Source organism: Thiothrix litoralis, assembly GCF_017901135.1.
GTDB lineage: Bacteria > Pseudomonadota > Gammaproteobacteria > Thiotrichales > Thiotrichaceae > Thiothrix > Thiothrix litoralis.
The window spans coordinates 3611774-3627445 of the sequence record NZ_CP072801.1 but is presented as its reverse complement, the minus strand read 5'-3'; the positions used below and the strand labels follow the sequence as shown (position 1 = coordinate 3627445).

At 58.2% G+C, this 15672-nt stretch carries 16 protein-coding genes; all 16 read left to right on the top strand.

Going from position 1 to position 15672, the window contains the following annotated elements:
- On the top strand, nt 1-1557 hold the full coding sequence (locus tag J9253_RS17565; RefSeq protein WP_210222166.1) for a carboxysome shell carbonic anhydrase: 1557 nt from the start codon (nt 1-3) through the stop codon (nt 1555-1557).
- Complete coding sequence (locus tag J9253_RS17560) at nt 1554-1808, top strand: carboxysome peptide A (RefSeq protein ID WP_210222165.1); 255 nt, start codon at nt 1554-1556, stop codon at nt 1806-1808. Before J9253_RS17565 ends, J9253_RS17560 begins: the two co-directional genes overlap by 4 nt.
- 4 nt (nt 1809-1812) lie before the next feature.
- Nucleotides 1813-2061: a carboxysome peptide B gene (locus tag J9253_RS17555; RefSeq protein WP_210222164.1), complete on the top strand. Its 249-nt coding sequence runs from the start codon at nt 1813-1815 to the stop codon at nt 2059-2061.
- A gap of 35 nt (nt 2062-2096) precedes the next feature.
- Nucleotides 2097-2414, top strand: coding sequence for a BMC domain-containing protein (locus J9253_RS17550; protein WP_210222163.1), 318 nt, complete (start codon nt 2097-2099; stop codon nt 2412-2414).
- A 30-nt stretch (nt 2415-2444) separates the two neighbouring features.
- Nucleotides 2445-2735 carry a BMC domain-containing protein gene (locus J9253_RS17545; protein ID WP_210222162.1) on the top strand — a complete coding sequence of 97 codons (291 nt, stop codon included), beginning with the start codon at nt 2445-2447 and terminating at the stop codon, nt 2733-2735.
- Nucleotides 2736-2837: 102 nt separating this feature from the next.
- Complete coding sequence (locus J9253_RS17540) at nt 2838-3113, top strand: 4a-hydroxytetrahydrobiopterin dehydratase (RefSeq protein WP_210222161.1); 276 nt, start codon at nt 2838-2840, stop codon at nt 3111-3113.
- A gap of 10 nt (nt 3114-3123) precedes the next feature.
- Nucleotides 3124-3384, top strand: coding sequence for a hypothetical protein (locus J9253_RS21200; RefSeq protein ID WP_210222160.1), 261 nt, complete (start codon nt 3124-3126; stop codon nt 3382-3384).
- Between the two features lie 24 nt (nt 3385-3408).
- Nucleotides 3409-5760: a nitric oxide reductase activation protein NorD gene (locus tag J9253_RS17530; protein WP_210222159.1), complete on the top strand. Its 2352-nt coding sequence runs from the start codon at nt 3409-3411 to the stop codon at nt 5758-5760.
- A complete protein-coding gene (locus J9253_RS17525) occupies nt 5757-5975 on the top strand; it encodes a hypothetical protein (protein ID WP_210222158.1) in 219 nt (72 codons plus the stop codon). The genes J9253_RS17530 and J9253_RS17525 overlap by 4 nt, the downstream gene beginning before the upstream one ends.
- 6 nt (nt 5976-5981) lie before the next feature.
- The gene (locus tag J9253_RS17520; RefSeq protein ID WP_210222157.1) at nt 5982-7757 is read left to right on the top strand and encodes a SulP family inorganic anion transporter; all 1776 of its coding nucleotides are present in this window, start codon (nt 5982-5984) and stop codon (nt 7755-7757) included.
- Complete coding sequence (locus J9253_RS17515; RefSeq protein ID WP_210222156.1) at nt 7750-9429, top strand: proton-conducting transporter transmembrane domain-containing protein; 1680 nt, start codon at nt 7750-7752, stop codon at nt 9427-9429. The genes J9253_RS17520 and J9253_RS17515 overlap by 8 nt, the downstream gene beginning before the upstream one ends.
- Nucleotide 9430: 1 nt before the next feature.
- On the top strand, nt 9431-10186 hold the full coding sequence (locus tag J9253_RS17510) for a hypothetical protein (protein ID WP_210222155.1): 756 nt from the start codon (nt 9431-9433) through the stop codon (nt 10184-10186).
- Nucleotides 10183-13317 carry a DUF2309 domain-containing protein gene (locus J9253_RS17505; protein WP_210222154.1) on the top strand — a complete coding sequence of 1045 codons (3135 nt, stop codon included), beginning with the start codon at nt 10183-10185 and terminating at the stop codon, nt 13315-13317. Before J9253_RS17510 ends, J9253_RS17505 begins: the two co-directional genes overlap by 4 nt.
- Entirely contained in the window at nt 13314-13646 is a 333-nt protein-coding gene (locus J9253_RS17500; RefSeq protein ID WP_210222153.1) for a P-II family nitrogen regulator, read from the top strand. The genes J9253_RS17505 and J9253_RS17500 overlap by 4 nt, the downstream gene beginning before the upstream one ends.
- A gap of 113 nt (nt 13647-13759) precedes the next feature.
- Nucleotides 13760-14842 (top strand): 4Fe-4S dicluster domain-containing protein, encoded by a 1083-nt coding sequence (locus J9253_RS17495; protein WP_228291418.1) that lies wholly within the window; start codon nt 13760-13762, stop codon nt 14840-14842.
- Complete coding sequence (locus J9253_RS17490; protein ID WP_210222152.1) at nt 14839-15672, top strand: FAD/NAD(P)-binding protein; 834 nt, start codon at nt 14839-14841, stop codon at nt 15670-15672. The genes J9253_RS17495 and J9253_RS17490 overlap by 4 nt, the downstream gene beginning before the upstream one ends.

Genomic DNA, 15672 nt, shown 5'->3' with positions numbered 1-15672 from the left:
ATGAATACACGTAATGCTTACAACATTCGGGCAAGCAAGCCGCAGGCAAACAGCAACAGCCTGCGCCGCGCCGGGGCGACTGCGCCGGTCGGTCTGGCTGTCAGCGATGCGCCAGCGATGCCGCACCCGGCCTGCGCATCTTTGCCTGCTGCGAGCTGCCGTCATCCGCTGACCGACGGTCATATGAATGCCCGGCTGGCACATTGCGAAGACTCGGTGAAAGGCCGTTTCGACCTGATCGCGCCGACCCTGAAGAACATTGCCGGGATGCCGCGTGGCGCAGGTTTCGCCGGACAAGCACGGGAAATCGCCGCGCAGTGGCTGGATTACGCACTGCCGGAACGCTTGCTGGACGATGCCTGGATTGCTGGGCCAGACATGAAGTCGCTGTATGCCCATTGCGTGTTTTCCGCGCTGAAGGCATCCGCCGCCCAGTTTGTGGATGACCTCAACCGCCAGGTCGAAACCGTGCAGGACACGCGCAATTTCTTTCTGGATTGCGGCTTCCACGCGGTGGACATCAGCGCCTGCTCGGATGGGCGTCTGAAAGGCATGAGCCGCTACATCCTGCGCCTGCCGATGTCGTCCTTTACCCGGCGCAAGTCGTATGCGGGGACATTGTTTGATGTAGAAACCGATGTCCACCACTGGGAAGAAACTGAATTACGCCGCTTCCGCGAAGGTGTTCCCAGCACCGTGGATGCAGGCACACGTTATTTAAAGATTGCGGTGTATCACACCAGCTCCAGTTCCTCCTGCCATGAGGGCTGTGCTGCCCACGGCAGTAACGAGCGCAAGGCCATGGAAGCCGCACTGGAACGTTTGAACCAGTTCCGTGAAGCCATTGAAAACTCGTTCTGCTGTGGGGCTAGCACAGATTTATTACTGATCGGTGTGGATACGGACACCGATGCTATCCGGGTACATGTACCGGACTCTTACGGCGATTTATCGACCCATCGGCTCATCGACAACGCCGCGCTGTACCGCGACACGCTGAATCTGTCGGCAGACGCGGCACGTCTGGCGGTGTACGAAGCGATTCGTAAGACAGCGCTGGAAACAGAAAGCTGGGGCACGGGCAAGGGCGAACCGCACGACGGAATGCGCCGCCTGATCGCCAACCTGCTGATCAACAATTTGTCGCAGATTGAATACGTCGCCGATGTATACGGCGGACGCTACCCCGACATCGGTCATGCCGAACGCTTCATCAGCGTCGGCGACAGTTTCGAGGAAGTGCAGATGCGCAATATTGCCTACTACGCGCACCTGCAAACGCTGGAAGAAGGCGTGGCGGATATGGATGTAGGCATCAAGATTTTTAAGGGACTCAATGTCAAGCACGGTTTGCCGATTCCGGTCGCCATTCACTTCCGCTATAACGCGAAAGTGCCTGGCTCCCGCGAACGCACAGTCGCCAAGGCGCAACGGGTACGCGATGCGATCAAGACCCGTTACGCCGAACTAGACAAACAAGGCTTGTTGTTCTGTCACCTCTCGGTGCAGAACAAGCCCACCGCCAGCCCGATTGAAACCGTGGAGGATGGTTTATGAGAATCATGCGGGTCGAAAAAACGCTGGTTTCCAGTAACCGGCAGGCTGAACTGGGGCATCGCCCCTTGTTGGTAGTACGTGACAAACCGGGCGCTATCCCGCTGGTAGCGGTGGATGCGATCGGCTGCATCACCGGTGACTGGGTGATTTGCGTGAGTTCATCGGCAGCGCGGGAAGCGGCAGGCAGTAAGTCCTACCCCTCCGACCTGACGATCGTGGGCATTATTGATCATTGGCAGCCGGAGACCTAAGCGCATGGAAATCATGCAAGTCAAAGGCGACATGGTAACCACCCGGCGCGTGCCGGGGTTAAAAAACGCACCTTTGCGGGTTCTGCGAACACTCAAAGGCGGCCTGTTGGTAGCGACCGATCCGATCGGCGTACCCGCAGGGAAATGGGTCTTTACCTCCAGTGGTTCAGCCGCCCGTTTCGGTATGGGTGATGCTGAGATCCAGACGGATTTGGCGATACTGGGAATTATTGATTACTGGGAAGAGGAATAATCCTTCTCCCGTTTTTTGAAAAAAGGAGCACGAAAATGGCTGAAGTGACGGGCATTGCCCTCGGCATGATTGAAACACGGGGTCTGGTGCCCGCCATCGAAGCGGCGGACGCCATGACCAAGGCAGCAGAAGTACGTCTGGTCGGACGCCAGTTTGTTGGCGGCGGTTACGTCACCGTGCTGGTACGCGGCGAAACCGGGGCGGTCAATGCAGCGGTACGCGCCGGTGCAGACGCTTGCGAGCGGGTCGGTGACGGCATTGTGGCGGCGCACATCATTGCGCGTGTCCATTCGGAAGTGGAAAGCATCCTCCCCAAACCGGGCGAGACGGCTGACCAAGCATTCATCGGTTAATTTACAGATAAGATCTCAAGGAGACTCACCATGGCACAAGTAACAGGCGTTGCTCTAGGCATGATCGAAACACGGGGTCTGGTTCCTGCCATCGAAGCGGCGGACGCCATGACCAAAGCAGCAGAAGTCAAGCTGATCGGGCGTCAGTTCGTCGGCGGCGGTTACGTCACCGTACTGGTACGCGGCGAAACCGGCGCAGTCAATGCCGCCGTCCGCGCAGGCGCTGACGCTTGCGAACGGGTCGGCGACGGCATCGTGGCTGCGCACATTATCGCGCGTGTCCACTCTGAGGTGGAAACGATTTTGCCGCAGGCTGAATAAAGGTTGATTCTCTGAAGAGGGCGTATGCAATACGCCCCTACGGAGAACACCCATGTAGGGGCGTATTGCATACGCCCTCTTCCCCCCAACAGGAGCATCATCATGGCAGATATACACTCACTCAACCAATGGGACACTCACAAACTTCCGGTCGGCATGTCGCGCCGTTACGAGTTCAGTTCCTATGAAGAAACCCGTCAGTTTCTTGACGATCTGGCGCACCTTTCAGGGCGTACCGGCTATTACCCCAGCCTGAATTTCAACCGCACTCAAGTGACGGTCAGAATCGAGGCCGAAGCCAAAGAGCTGGGCATGATGGAATACGGTTTCGCGGCTGAAACGGATGCCATCCTCTCGCACAAAGCGCTCGCCGCTTGAGGACGCTGGCATGACAGAACAGGAAGAACAAGCGGCTGCCCCAGACACTCCAACAGAGCCTGCGGTAGCCGCCAAGGAACCGAAACCCAAACCGGCGACCGCAGCAAAACGCAGCCCACCGGCGCCTAAAACCGTAGTCAAACCCGCTGCAAAACCGACACCGAAACCCAAAGCGACTGGTAACAGCCGCAAACCACCGGCTGCCAACAAGACAACGGATCTGAACGCCAAAGATTTCCCGTTGCACCCGGAGCGAATCTGGCCTGATTAAAAACCGCTTTTAAAGGAATGAACCATGGCGATCCAACTCAGTGACTATCAGGACATCCTGGACGAATTGGGCGAAACCGCCAATGCCGTCCTCGAAGCCAACTGGCACGACGCCGCACGTGTGTTCACCCCGCGTGGGCTGGACACTTACCTGCGCGGCGCGGCTGGCCTGAATGCACTGGGTCGCGGCACCGATCTGGTCGAAGCCTTTCTGGAATCCGCCCCACTGGTGGCGCGTGAAATCGGTGAAGAAGCGGTTTCCGAACTGCTTTCTGCCGCCATCAAGATGTATTCCCGCACCAGTGCTGCGGTACTGGTCATGCTGTTTTCCACCGCCCCCACTGCGGCCACCCGACTGGGTGAGCTGGAATTGTTCAAGGGCTATCTCGCCCTGCTGAATACCCTGCTGGCGCAGGCGCCACGCGGCTTGCGACCGATGCTCTCCAAACTCGATGTGCTGATGGGCTACCTGACACTGGGTGGCTTGCGGCGCTGGGCAATGTGGGGTGTCGCCGCCTACCGCAACAAGTTCGACGAGCAAGTCGCCTATTTCGGGCTGGACAGCGAAGACTCCCAGACCATCATGAAAAAGGAACAGCGCGGGGTACTGTTCGTCGATGTCCAGCGCCGCCTGATCATGTATTTACGCGCCTTGTGGGGGAAGGATTTCTTCCTGCGCCCTACATCCGGTGACTTTGAAACCCGTGAAGGGTATCGCCCCTACATCGAACACTATTTCATCCACCTGCCGGATGCCTTCGACGATTACAGCAGCGAGGCCAATGCTGCCACTGAAGACAAGATCGCGGGCATGGAAATCTACCGTGCTGCCGCTGCCCACGCCGCTGCGCACATCGTGCATTCACGCTACGACCCGCTGGCCGAAGCGCTGAGTTCCCTGCAAAAAGCCATGATCGGCTTGGTGGAAGATGCGCGGGTGGAAGCGCTGGCGATCAAAGCATTCCCCGGCCTCAAACAACTCTGGCTCAAGTTGCTGCCCGCCGACCCGACCCAAACAAACAGTACCGGCGCATTGCTCGACCGTATGGCACGGGCAATGGCTGATGAAAACGATAACAACGACGACCATCCACTGGTAGAAGCCGCGCAAGCCCTGTTCCGCCAAGCATCCGGGCGGCTGGAAGAGGAACGGCTGGCTTGGGAAATCGGGCGCGAACTGGCTAAACAAGCCGAAGCACTCAATATCGGCTTCAACCCCAATAAGGATTTACCCGCCAACCCCTACCGCGATGACAACCGCTACCTGTGGCAGGATCAGACCGACGAAGCCGACGGCGTGCTGCTGCCGGGGCAAACCAAACAGGTACGCAAATACGTCAGCGTCATGGAAATGTGGAACAACCTCGACGTTGAGTTCGCCGGTGATGACGCACAGGAAGTCTGGGTACTGGCGACGGAATGGTTCCACGATGACGGCAAGTCCCTCAACGAAAAAGAAGGCAAAGCACCTATGGCCTCGCCGGTGCATTACCCGGAATGGGATTACCAGACCCAACTGGAACGCCCCAACTGGGTCACTGTGCTGGAAAAGCGCCCGAAACTGGGCGAAGTCGCCGAGATCGACGCGGCGATCGAACGCCACAAACCCATCATCCAGCGCCTCAAACACTTGATCGAAGCGGTGCAACCGCAGGGCGTGGTACGCCAACGCAAACAGGAAGACGGCGACACCATCGACATCAATGCGGCAGTGGATGCGATGATCAGCATCCGCATGGGTTCGCAGCCTGACCCGCGCATCAATATCCGCACCCACCTGCAAATCCGTGACCTGTCGGTGGTCTTGCTCATCGACCTGTCCGAATCCACCAACGATCAGGTACGCGATGCCGAGGAAGGGGTAACGGTGCTGGATATGGCACGCGAAGCCGCTGCCCTGCTCGCCGAAGCCCTCAACAAGGTCGGCGACCCGTTCGCCATCCACGGTTTCGATTCCAACGGGCGGCACGATGTCGAGTATTACCGCATCAAGGATTTCGACGCACCCTACAGCGACATGACCAAGGGACGACTGGCGGGAATGCAAGGGCAACTTTCCACCCGCATGGGGGCAGCTTTACGTCATGCCGGTTCTTTGCTGGCGCAGCGTTCCAGCCAGAAAAAGCTGGTGATCCTGCTGACCGACGGCGAGCCTGCCGATAATGATGTACGCGACCCGCAGTACCTGCGTTTCGATACCAAAAAGGCGGTGGAAGAACTGGGGCGTAATGGCATCCGCACCTTCTGCCTGAGCCTTGACCCTTACGCTGACCAGTATGTTTCCAACATCTTTGGCGCGAAAAATTATCTGGTGCTGGATCACGTCACGCGCCTGCCGGAAAAGCTGCCTGCGCTCTACCTGAGCATGACCCGGTGAAAAAAGATCAGGAGAAACAAGCGTGTCAAACCGAAACACAACCACACCAACCACACCCTTTATCCAGCTACGATCTGGCTCCCTTGGCCGTACTCGCGGTCTTTATGGTGCTGTTTCTGGAATTTCTGCCGGAACTGCGGCTCTGGCTGCTGGGGTTCCTCGTGTGTGCGGTGCTGGCACGACTGGCTTATGCGTATTTTCGCAAGCAGGGGTAAGGCAAGATGCTTAACTGGTTGCAATCCCTGGGCACGAACTTTACCCCCTACCGACAATGGACGGGGGAGTTACACAATCCTGCTACCCTGAAAGCGGATGCTATGGCGGGGCTGACCGTTGCCATGATCGCCATTCCGCAGTCAATGGCCTACGCACAACTGGCGGGGCTGCCTGCACATATCGGTTTGTACGCGTCTTTCCTGCCGGTGATTGTGGCGGCGCTGTTTGGCTCGTCACGCCAGCTCAGCACCGGGCCGGTTGCCCTTGCCTCGCTGATGTCGGCTACCGCCATTCAGCCCTATGCGGCTCAGGGGGTGGAAGTCATGATCATTTATTCCGCCATGCTGGCCTTGATGATCGGGGTTTTCCGCCTGTCACTGGGCTTGTTGCGACTGGGTGTTGTGGTGGATTTTCTATCCAACCCGGTAGTACTGGGTTTCACCAATGGGGCTGCACTGATTATCGGCACTTCACAATTGCCGAAACTGTTCGGGCTGGACATCAAAGCCGACCAATTTGAACACTATTACGAGTATTTGTGGGCAATGCTCACCTCACTGGGGAATACCCAACAGGTTATCTTGCTGATGGCGGCGCTCGCTTTGACTTCCTTGGTCATGCTGAAACGCTATGCGCCGCGTTTGCCGGGCATCTTGCTGACGGTGGTACTGACGACAGTCCTTGCTTGGACTTTCCATTATGAGGAGCGCGGCGGCAGTGTGGTGGGCGCGATTCCGCAAGGACTGCCGTCGTTTTCTTTCCCGGCTGTCGAGTTCAACTTTGATCAGCTCAGCGGACTCATGGCTTCGGCTATCGTGATCGGCCTGATGGGGCTGGTGGAAGCCATTTCGATTTCTAAAGCGATTGCTGCACAAACCCGCCAGCCTTGGTCGGTCAATCAGGAACTGGTTGGGCAAGGCATGGCGAATATCACCGCCGGGTTATTTCAGGGCTATGTGGTGTCGGGTTCATTTTCCCGTTCGGCGGTAAATTTTTCCTCAGGCGCAATCACGGGTTTGGCATCCGTGATTACAGGGCTGCTAATCGCCGTTACCCTGCTGTTCCTGACGGATCTACTGCATCACTTGCCGCAGGCAACCCTCGGGGCAGTCATCATCATGGCGGTCGTCAACCTGTTTTCCCTGAAGCCGATCTTGCGTGCCTGGCGGGTGGAACGCCACGATGGCATTGCCGCCATCATTACCTTCGTCGCCACGCTGCTATTCGCGCCGCATCTGGAAGTCGGCATCCTGACCGGTATTTTCCTGTCGCTTGGCCTATTCCTGTACCGCACCATGCGCCCGAATTTCGTCGAACTGGCACGCGATCAGGCCGATGGCATTTTACGCGATGCCGAGTTGCACAAGCTTCCAACCAGTGAAACCGTCGCCATTTACGGCTTTGACGGCGACCTGTACTTCGCCAATGCCGGTTATCTTGAAGGCAAGCTGTTGAATAGCATTGCACGTAAACCTGCGCTCAAAGTGGTGATTCTCGATCTGGAAGGGGTCGGGCAAATCGATGCCAGCGGCGAGAGTATGCTGGAAAAGCTGGTCGACGGCTTACAAGCCAACGGCGTGGAAATGTACATCGCCAGAAGCAAAGCGCAAGTTTATAACGCCTTTGAACGCTCCGGTCTGGTGCAACATATCGGTACACAACACTTTTTCAAGGAACGCAAAGATGCCTTGCAGTACGCCAAGCAGGTCTTTGCCGATGCGGTGGACATCGCTCCCTTGCAACTTCCCGCATTAAACAGGGCTGGGGGTATTGATGGATAAGCTTGTTTTACTGCTACCCGCACTGCCGTTACTGGCGGCGCTGCTGACCCGTTTGTTGTCGGGGGTATTGGGGCGCAGCGTGGTACGAATCGGTCTGGCGGGCAGTGTACTGACGCTGCTGCTGGCTGCTTTCCTGCTGTGGCTGAAACTGGACGGTCAAGCGCCCGCCCTGCATTCGCTGGGTACTGGCTGGGGCAGTTTGCTGTTCGACCCGCTGAGCCTGTTGATGGCGTTTGTGATTGCGGTGATCAGCCTGATTGTGCGGGTGTATTCGGTGCGTTACATGGTGGAAGAAGCCGGTTATGTGCGCTTTTTCATCCTGCTGGATTTAATGGTCGCAGCCTTGCTAATGATGGTGGCAGCGGGCGACCTGATTACCCTGCTGGTGGCTTGGCAGTTGATCGGGGTATTGCTGTATTTTCTGCTGGGGCAGGACATGCGCAGCGTTGCGGCGCACCGCTACGGGTTCTGGACGCTGATCACCTACCGCTTCGGGGATTTGCCCCTGCTGATGGCGGCAGTGCTGCTGTTCCATACCTTCGGCACTTGGTCGTTGCCGGAGATTTTCGCGCAGGTGAAAGCACACCCGGATGCGACGACCTTCATGGGTTTACCACTGGTTGAAGTGGTCGCGGCACTGATTGCGCTGGCAGCGTTTGCGCGTTCCGCCCAGTTCCTGCTGCATACTTGGCTGCCGTATACGATGGAAGGGCCAACCCCGGTGTCGGCGCTGATGCACGCGGGGATCGTGAATGCTGGGGGCTTCCTGATTAACCGTTTTGCGCCGGTGTTTGTGCATACCAGCGAGGTGTTGCACTGGGTTTTCTTGGTGGGTCTGCTGACCTCGCTGATGGGTTCGGTGCTGATGCTGACCCAGAACGACATCAAGAAATCGCTGGGCTATTCGACCATGGGGCAAATGGGTTTCATGATCATGGAATGCGGGGTGGGCGCGTTTTCGCTGGCGATTTTCCACTTGATCGCGCACGGGCTGTTCAAGGGCACGCTGTTCCTGAATGCGGGCGGTGTCATCGGCGAAGCGCGTAAGCACGATGGCGTACCCAAGGATGATCTGTACACCTTCATCATCGAAAAACAGCCGCAGGGCAACCGTTACCCGTGGGTGCTGATGGCGGCGCTCACCCTGCTAGTGCCACTCGGGGTGCTCGGCTTGTCGCATCTGGTGGTAGACCCGGATGTGTTCCACAAGCAGGGCGCGGTGGTGTTGCTGTTCTTTGGCTGGGTCACGGGGGTGCAGTTGCTGTTTGCCACTTACAATATGCGTTCGGAAAACCCGTGGCGGCTGGTGACGCTGATTGTGTTCTCGTTTACCGTGGTGGTGATTGGTTACACCTTAATCAGCCATGCGTTTACCCAGTTCCTTTACCCGGAAGCCGGTTTCATCGGCAAGCTGTATGACGCAGCGCATATCGACCTGACTTGGTTTAACGCGCTGATTGTGCTGGTGGCGCTGGTGATTGTGCTCGGTTGGCTCAGTGCCTATTACGCCGATCGCCATGCGGCGCAGGGGAAAAGCTTTGGCACGCGCCTGTGGATGAGTTTTTACGCCCTGCTGATGCGGGAGTTTTATGTAGCGGACTTGTATGCAGCCCTGACACGCGGGTTACTGGCGGGTTCAGCTCGCGTCAATAGCTGGTTGCGATGGGGGTAACATGTCTGTATTCACGCTCTTACTGATCGGTCTATTCCTGCCGCTGTTTCCCTTCAGCATCGTGTTCAACCACCTGCTGGAACGGCTCCGTCACCCGTTGTTGAGGGTCGGCTTATTGTTGTTGTGGCCGCAATTGGGGGTGGCGCTGTTCTTGTGGGCGGGTGATGAGGCTGTACCGTCATGGGTGCTGGCGTGGGCGGCGTTAACTGCCCTGCTGTACGCTTTCCGTTTGCTGACCCAGCGGGATGTGAATGGCTGGGTCGGGTTTCTGGCTACTTCGGCGTGGAGTTTGCTGTGGTTTGCCTTGCCGGGCGCTGGTCAGCACGCGGCGCTGGTAATGGATGCGTTGGGTTTCAGTATTCCGCTGGCCTTGCTGGCACTGCTGGCGGTGGCGTTGGAACAGCGTTTCGGCGCGGCCTATACCCATTTGTACGGCGGGCTGGCGGGCATTATGCCACGTTTTGCCGGGCTGCTGGTCTTCAGTACGCTGGCGGCGACCGCTACCCCGATTTTCCCGGCATTTTTCATCATGCTGAAAACGCTGACCCTGAGTAGCCCGCTGAGCGCTGTCGTTGTGCTGCTGACTTGGCTGATCTGGAGCTGGGCGGGGGTGCGGCTGTTACAAGGTTTACTGGTTGGCGCTGCGCCGCAGAACCAGCAGGTCAGTGATTTGCCGCGTGGCCTCAGTTGGGCGTTTGCCCTGACCCTGACGGTGTTGGTGGTCGCGGGTCTGTTTTTGACGGGAGACATCGCATGAGCAACTTTCTGGGAATGAGCCTGAAAATCCGTTCCATGATTCACATGGCGGCGGAACCGATACCGTTTTTCTGGCCGATGCGCACCTTCATTCACCACAACCCGCTGCACGGGCTGGAGCATCTGCCGTTCCCGGAAGCGCTGGAACAAGGCAGCAAGCTGTTTCACGGGCGCAGTTATTTGCCGCGCAGCACCTATCAGGGCTACCTGCGGGAGGGCAAGATCGACCGGGGTGTGCTGGCGGCGGAAATCGGGGCATTTCTGGCCGGGCGCGAAAATACCACCGGGCTGGCGCTCCAGCACTGGTTGATGGCTTTGCTGACGGAAACACGCCAGCCGCTTAGCCCCGCCGTAACCCTCGCGGATGCTACTGACATCCATGCCCTGCTCAGGAACGGTGAAGAGGGCGGATGTGATACGCCCCTACAAAACGATCACTCTCTTCACGAACTGACGGAACAACTACGCCAGCGGCTGCTGGTCGACTGCCCGGTCTATGAAGCCGTCGACGCCCTGTACGGCACGCAACTCGGCGAGGAACTGGATACCTTGCTGATCAAAAGCTGCCTCGACTTTTTTGACGAAGGCCAGTCCGCTTGGGGAATGCCGGGGCGCGAACAGGGCTTTTTCCACGCTTGGCGGGAACTGGCGCTGCACAATATTCCGCTGTTGCAACGCACCCGGCAGATACGGCGCATTCTGGGCGAAGCCGATACGGTGGAAGGCATCATCGCCTACGCGCTGGGGCAACTGGGCATTCCCGAAGACGACTGGATGGGGTATTTCACCCGCGAGCTGGCGCGTCTGCACGGCTGGGTCGGTTTCATCCGCTGGCGTTCCAGCGCCAAACGTTATCACTGGAACCAGAAATACCCCGGCGACCTGATCGACTTCATGGCAATTCGCCTGACGCTGGCGCTGGCCTTGCTGAATTCGGGCAAGCTGCAACGCCGCCTGAATACCCGCCAAGCCCTAAGCGAGATGATTGCGGAGCGCCCACAGGAAACTTGGCTGCGTCTGGAACTGTACAGCGGGCAGATTATGCCAGCACTGGCGAACACCGTGGAACGCGCCCTGTTACGCAGCCATCCGGGCGAAATTGCCGGGGTTTTCGCCGCTTACGTCCGTCAAAAACGCCAGCACGATGCCCGCCAGCAAGCCACCCGTTTGCAAGAATTGGCGCAACTGGCCGGTGATGACGGCAAACTGCCCGCGCTGACGCTGGAAGCCGTGCAAGCCTTGCTGGATACCTTGTCAGCCTGCGAACAGCTCGAAGGCATGATGTGGCTGCGGGCGATGGAAGCCCAAGCCATCCACCGCCTGCTCGATGGCATTAGCCTGCGCCCGCCTGCCGATGCCAGCAAACGCCCTTTCGCACAGGCGCTGTTCTGCATCGACACCCGTTCCGAACGTATCCGCCGCCATCTGGAAAGCGTGGGCGATTACCAGACCTTCGGGATTGCCGGATTCTTCGGCGTGCCGGTCAGTTTCATGGAGCTGGGCAAAGGCAGCGAATTGCACCTGTGCCCGGTGATCCTCACCCCGCAGAATTTGGTGCTGGAAATTTCCGCCGCCGGGGTGCAGGACGACCCCGCCATGACCGCGCTGGAACATGCCGTGCATGAGCTGAAGGAATCCGTGCTTACCCCGTTTGTGACGGTGGAAGCCATCGGCCTGCTGTTCGGCTTCGACATGATTGGCAAAACCCTCGCCCCCAGAAGCTACCACAACTGGCGCAAGCACCTGCACGCCGAACACCCGCAGACCCATTTGCTGCTGGACAAACTCAGCCGCACCCAAGCCGATTCCATCATGCGGGCGGCGCAGCGGGCAGTCATCGTCAAAGCAATTGAGCTGGAACTCGGGCTGCCCCCGGAAAAAGCCACCGATGCGGTCATTCGTGAATTGCGCGAAGCCGCCCTCGGCAACCAGTCCGAACTGAGCGAATGCTTGCAACATCTGGCGCTGGGGGAAGGCAAGCTGCGCACTTTCATCAAGCGCCTGCAAACTGATTACCGCATTAATACCTCCTCCGCCCAGTGGCAACTGGAACGGCTGGGGCGCATCGGTTTCACCCTTGACGAGCAAACCAATTATGTCGGCACGGCACTGCGGGCGATTGGCCTGACGCAGAATTTCTCGCGCTTTGTGCTGCTGGTTGGGCATGGCAGCACCTCTGCCAACAACCCCTATGAATCGGCGCTGGATTGTGGTGCGTGTGGCGGTAATCACGGGCTGATCAGTGGTCGGGTGCTGGCGCAAATGGCCAACAAGCCACAGGTACGCCGCCGTTTGCAGGAACAGGGCATCGACATCCCTGACGATAGCTGGTTCGTGCCTGCCCTGCACAATACCACCACCGATGACGTGCAACTCATCGACCTGGAACTGGTACCTTCCGCGCACCTGATGTATCTGGATCGTTTGCGTAAAGGGCTGAGCGCCGCTTCCCGCCTGTGTATTCAGGAACGCATCCCCACGCTGGGGCTGGAATTTTACACCGGCTGCAAACCGGCCTCAGCGTTTTCCTGCGCCCAGCGCAATGCGGTGGACTGGTCGCAGGTACGCCCGGAATGGGGCTTGTCACGTAACGCCTATTTCATTATTGGGCAGCGTCAACTGACCGATGCCTTCCCGCTGGATGGGCGGGCTTTCCTGCATTCCTATGATTACCGCGTTGACCCCAAACGGCGCTTGCTGGAAAACATCCTCACCGGCCCTTTAGTGGTCGGGCAATGGATCAATATGGAGCACTACTTCTCCACCGTCGATAACGACCGCTTCGGCAGCGGCAGCAAGGTTAATCACAATGTGGCAGGCCGCTTTGGGGTCATGACCGGCAATATCAGCGACCTGCGTACCGGCTTGCCCGCGCAGACGGTGCTGAAAGACGGCAAGCCCTATCACGAACCGCTGCGCCTGATTACCCTGATTGAAGCACCGTTTGACCATGCGAAACAGGCCGTTGAACGGGTCATTTCGGTCAAACGTCTGGTGAAAAACGCTTGGATCAGGCTGCTGGTCATCGACCCTGAAACCCACACCGTACACCTGTTTGAGGAGGGCGGCTGGCAAACCCTGCAACCACTTGCCGCCCCCGCCCCCGCCCTGTTAGAGGAAGCCCTGGCATGAACGACATCACACTAAGCCCGCTGAAAAAGCTCGAAATCATCCTGGAAGGCGAATATCAGGAATTTGCCACCGACCTGCTCGACCACGCCGGGGTGAAGGGTTACACCATCATCAACAACCTGTCCGGCAAGGGGCGGCAGGGTTTCCACGAAGGCCACCTAATGTTTAACGAGGAAGACCTGTTGATCATGATCGTCGCGGCGGTACCGCCGGAGCTGGTGGAGCCGATACTGGGCGGGTTTACCCCGTTTTTCAGCAGGCATTCCGGGGTGGTGTTTGTATCCGATATTCAGGTGATGCGCATGGTGAAATTCAAGGGCGCTGAATAACCGGCGAGGCGCTTTGCTTACGTTAACCCTTGGGACAACTTGACCTGTGACAATGACAAAAGACCTCGATAGCGACTAAACTAAGTCTGTTATAAGCGAGGAGCAACGTTACTATGGTCATGCATCATTTCCTTGCGCGGACAGACTTCCACGCTTTGCTGGACATGCTGGTGGTAGAAGGCTATGCCTGCATCGGCCCACAAGTACGGCAGGGTTCCATCGTCTTCGATCGTCTGCATGATGTTTCACAGCTTCCCACAGGCTGGCAAGATACCCAGCAACCCGGTCATTACCGCCTGCACCAAACTGGCTCACCTTACTGGTTCGACTGGGCGAACGGCGCTGCCGCCATCAAGCCGCACACTTTCGCGCCGCAGGAAAACCTGTGGAAAGTGGTGCGCGACGAATCCGGCAGGCTGCATTTCAAGACCATTCTGCCCAAGCCGCAGAAAATCGCCATCCTTGGCGTGCGTGCCTGTGACTTGGCGGCACTGGCCTTGCAAGATCAGCATTTCCTGCACGGTGAATACCCCGACCCGTATTACCAGCAACGCCGTGACAACCTGCTGCTGATCGGGGTGAATTGCACCCATGCCGCCGCCACCTGTTTCTGTGTATCCACTGGCGATGGCCCGGCCATCCGCAGCGGTTACGACCTGCTCCTCAGCGAAATCGACGACGGCTTTGTGCTGGAAATCGGCTCGGCACGCGGCGAACACCTCGCCAAACAACTCCCCCTGCACGCAGCCAGCGCCACACAGCAAGCCACCGCCCAACAACGGATGCAAGCCGCCACCCAACAATCCCGCACCTTGCCGGAAAAGCCACCGCTGTACGACCTGCTCCAGCACCCGCACTGGGAAGACGTTGGCGCACGCTGTATCGCTTGCGGCAACTGCACCAGCGTTTGCCCCACCTGTTTCTGCCATCAGGAAGTGGAACACCCAGCGCTGGATGGCAATAGCAGCACCCACCAACGCTTGTGGAATTCCTGCTTTGACCCCAGCCACAGCCATATTCACGGCGGGGCGGTACGGCGTACCCCCAAGGATTACTACCGCCAATGGCTGACGCACAAACTGGCAGGCTGGCATGAACAGTTCGGACGCAGCGGCTGCACGGGTTGCGGGCGCTGCATTAGCTGGTGTCCGGTCGGGATTGATTTGACAGCAGAAGTGGGGAGTTTAACCGCATGAATAACGCTTACTTGCCACACGAGGCTGAAATCGTCGCACGCATTCAGGAAGCGCCGGATATTTTCACCCTGCGCTTGCAATTTACCGACCCGGAGCTGCAAGCTAATTACAGCTTTGCGCCGGGGCAATTCAATATGCTTTACCTGCATGGCGTGGGTGAAGTGCCGATCTCGATCGTGTCCGACCCGGAAAATGCCAACCTGTACGACCACACCATCCGCGTGGTCGGGCGCGTTACCCAAGCGATGGCGGCACTGCAACAGGGTGATTACATTGGTGTGCGTGGCTCCTACGGGCGAGGCTGGCCAATGGCGGAAGCCGAAGGCCGCGACGTGGTGCTGATCACGGGTGGACTAGGCTGTGCACCCGTAGTATCGGTGATCAATTACGTGTTGCAACGCCGTGAACGTTTTGGGCGACTGGTCATTATGCAAGGCGTGAAACATTCCAACGACCTGATCTGGCGCGAACAATACGCCGCGTGGAGCAAGCTGCCCGACACCCAAATCCTGCTGGCGGCGAATGAAACCACCCCGCACTGGGCATTCGACAGCGGTTTCGTCACCGACTTGCTGGATAAGGCCAACTTCGAGGCCGACAATGCCAGCGCCATGCTGTGCGGCCCTGAAATCATGATGCAAGTCGCCAGCCAGCGCCTGTTGGAGAAGCACGTGGCGGCAGACGACATCTGGCTGAGCATGGAACGCAATATGCACTGCGCCGTCGGGCATTGCGGGCATTGCCAGTTCGGCGGGCAATTCATCTGCAAAGATGGCCCAGTCTTTCCACTGCCCGCCATCAGCCACCTGTTAGGGGTGAAGGGGTTTTAA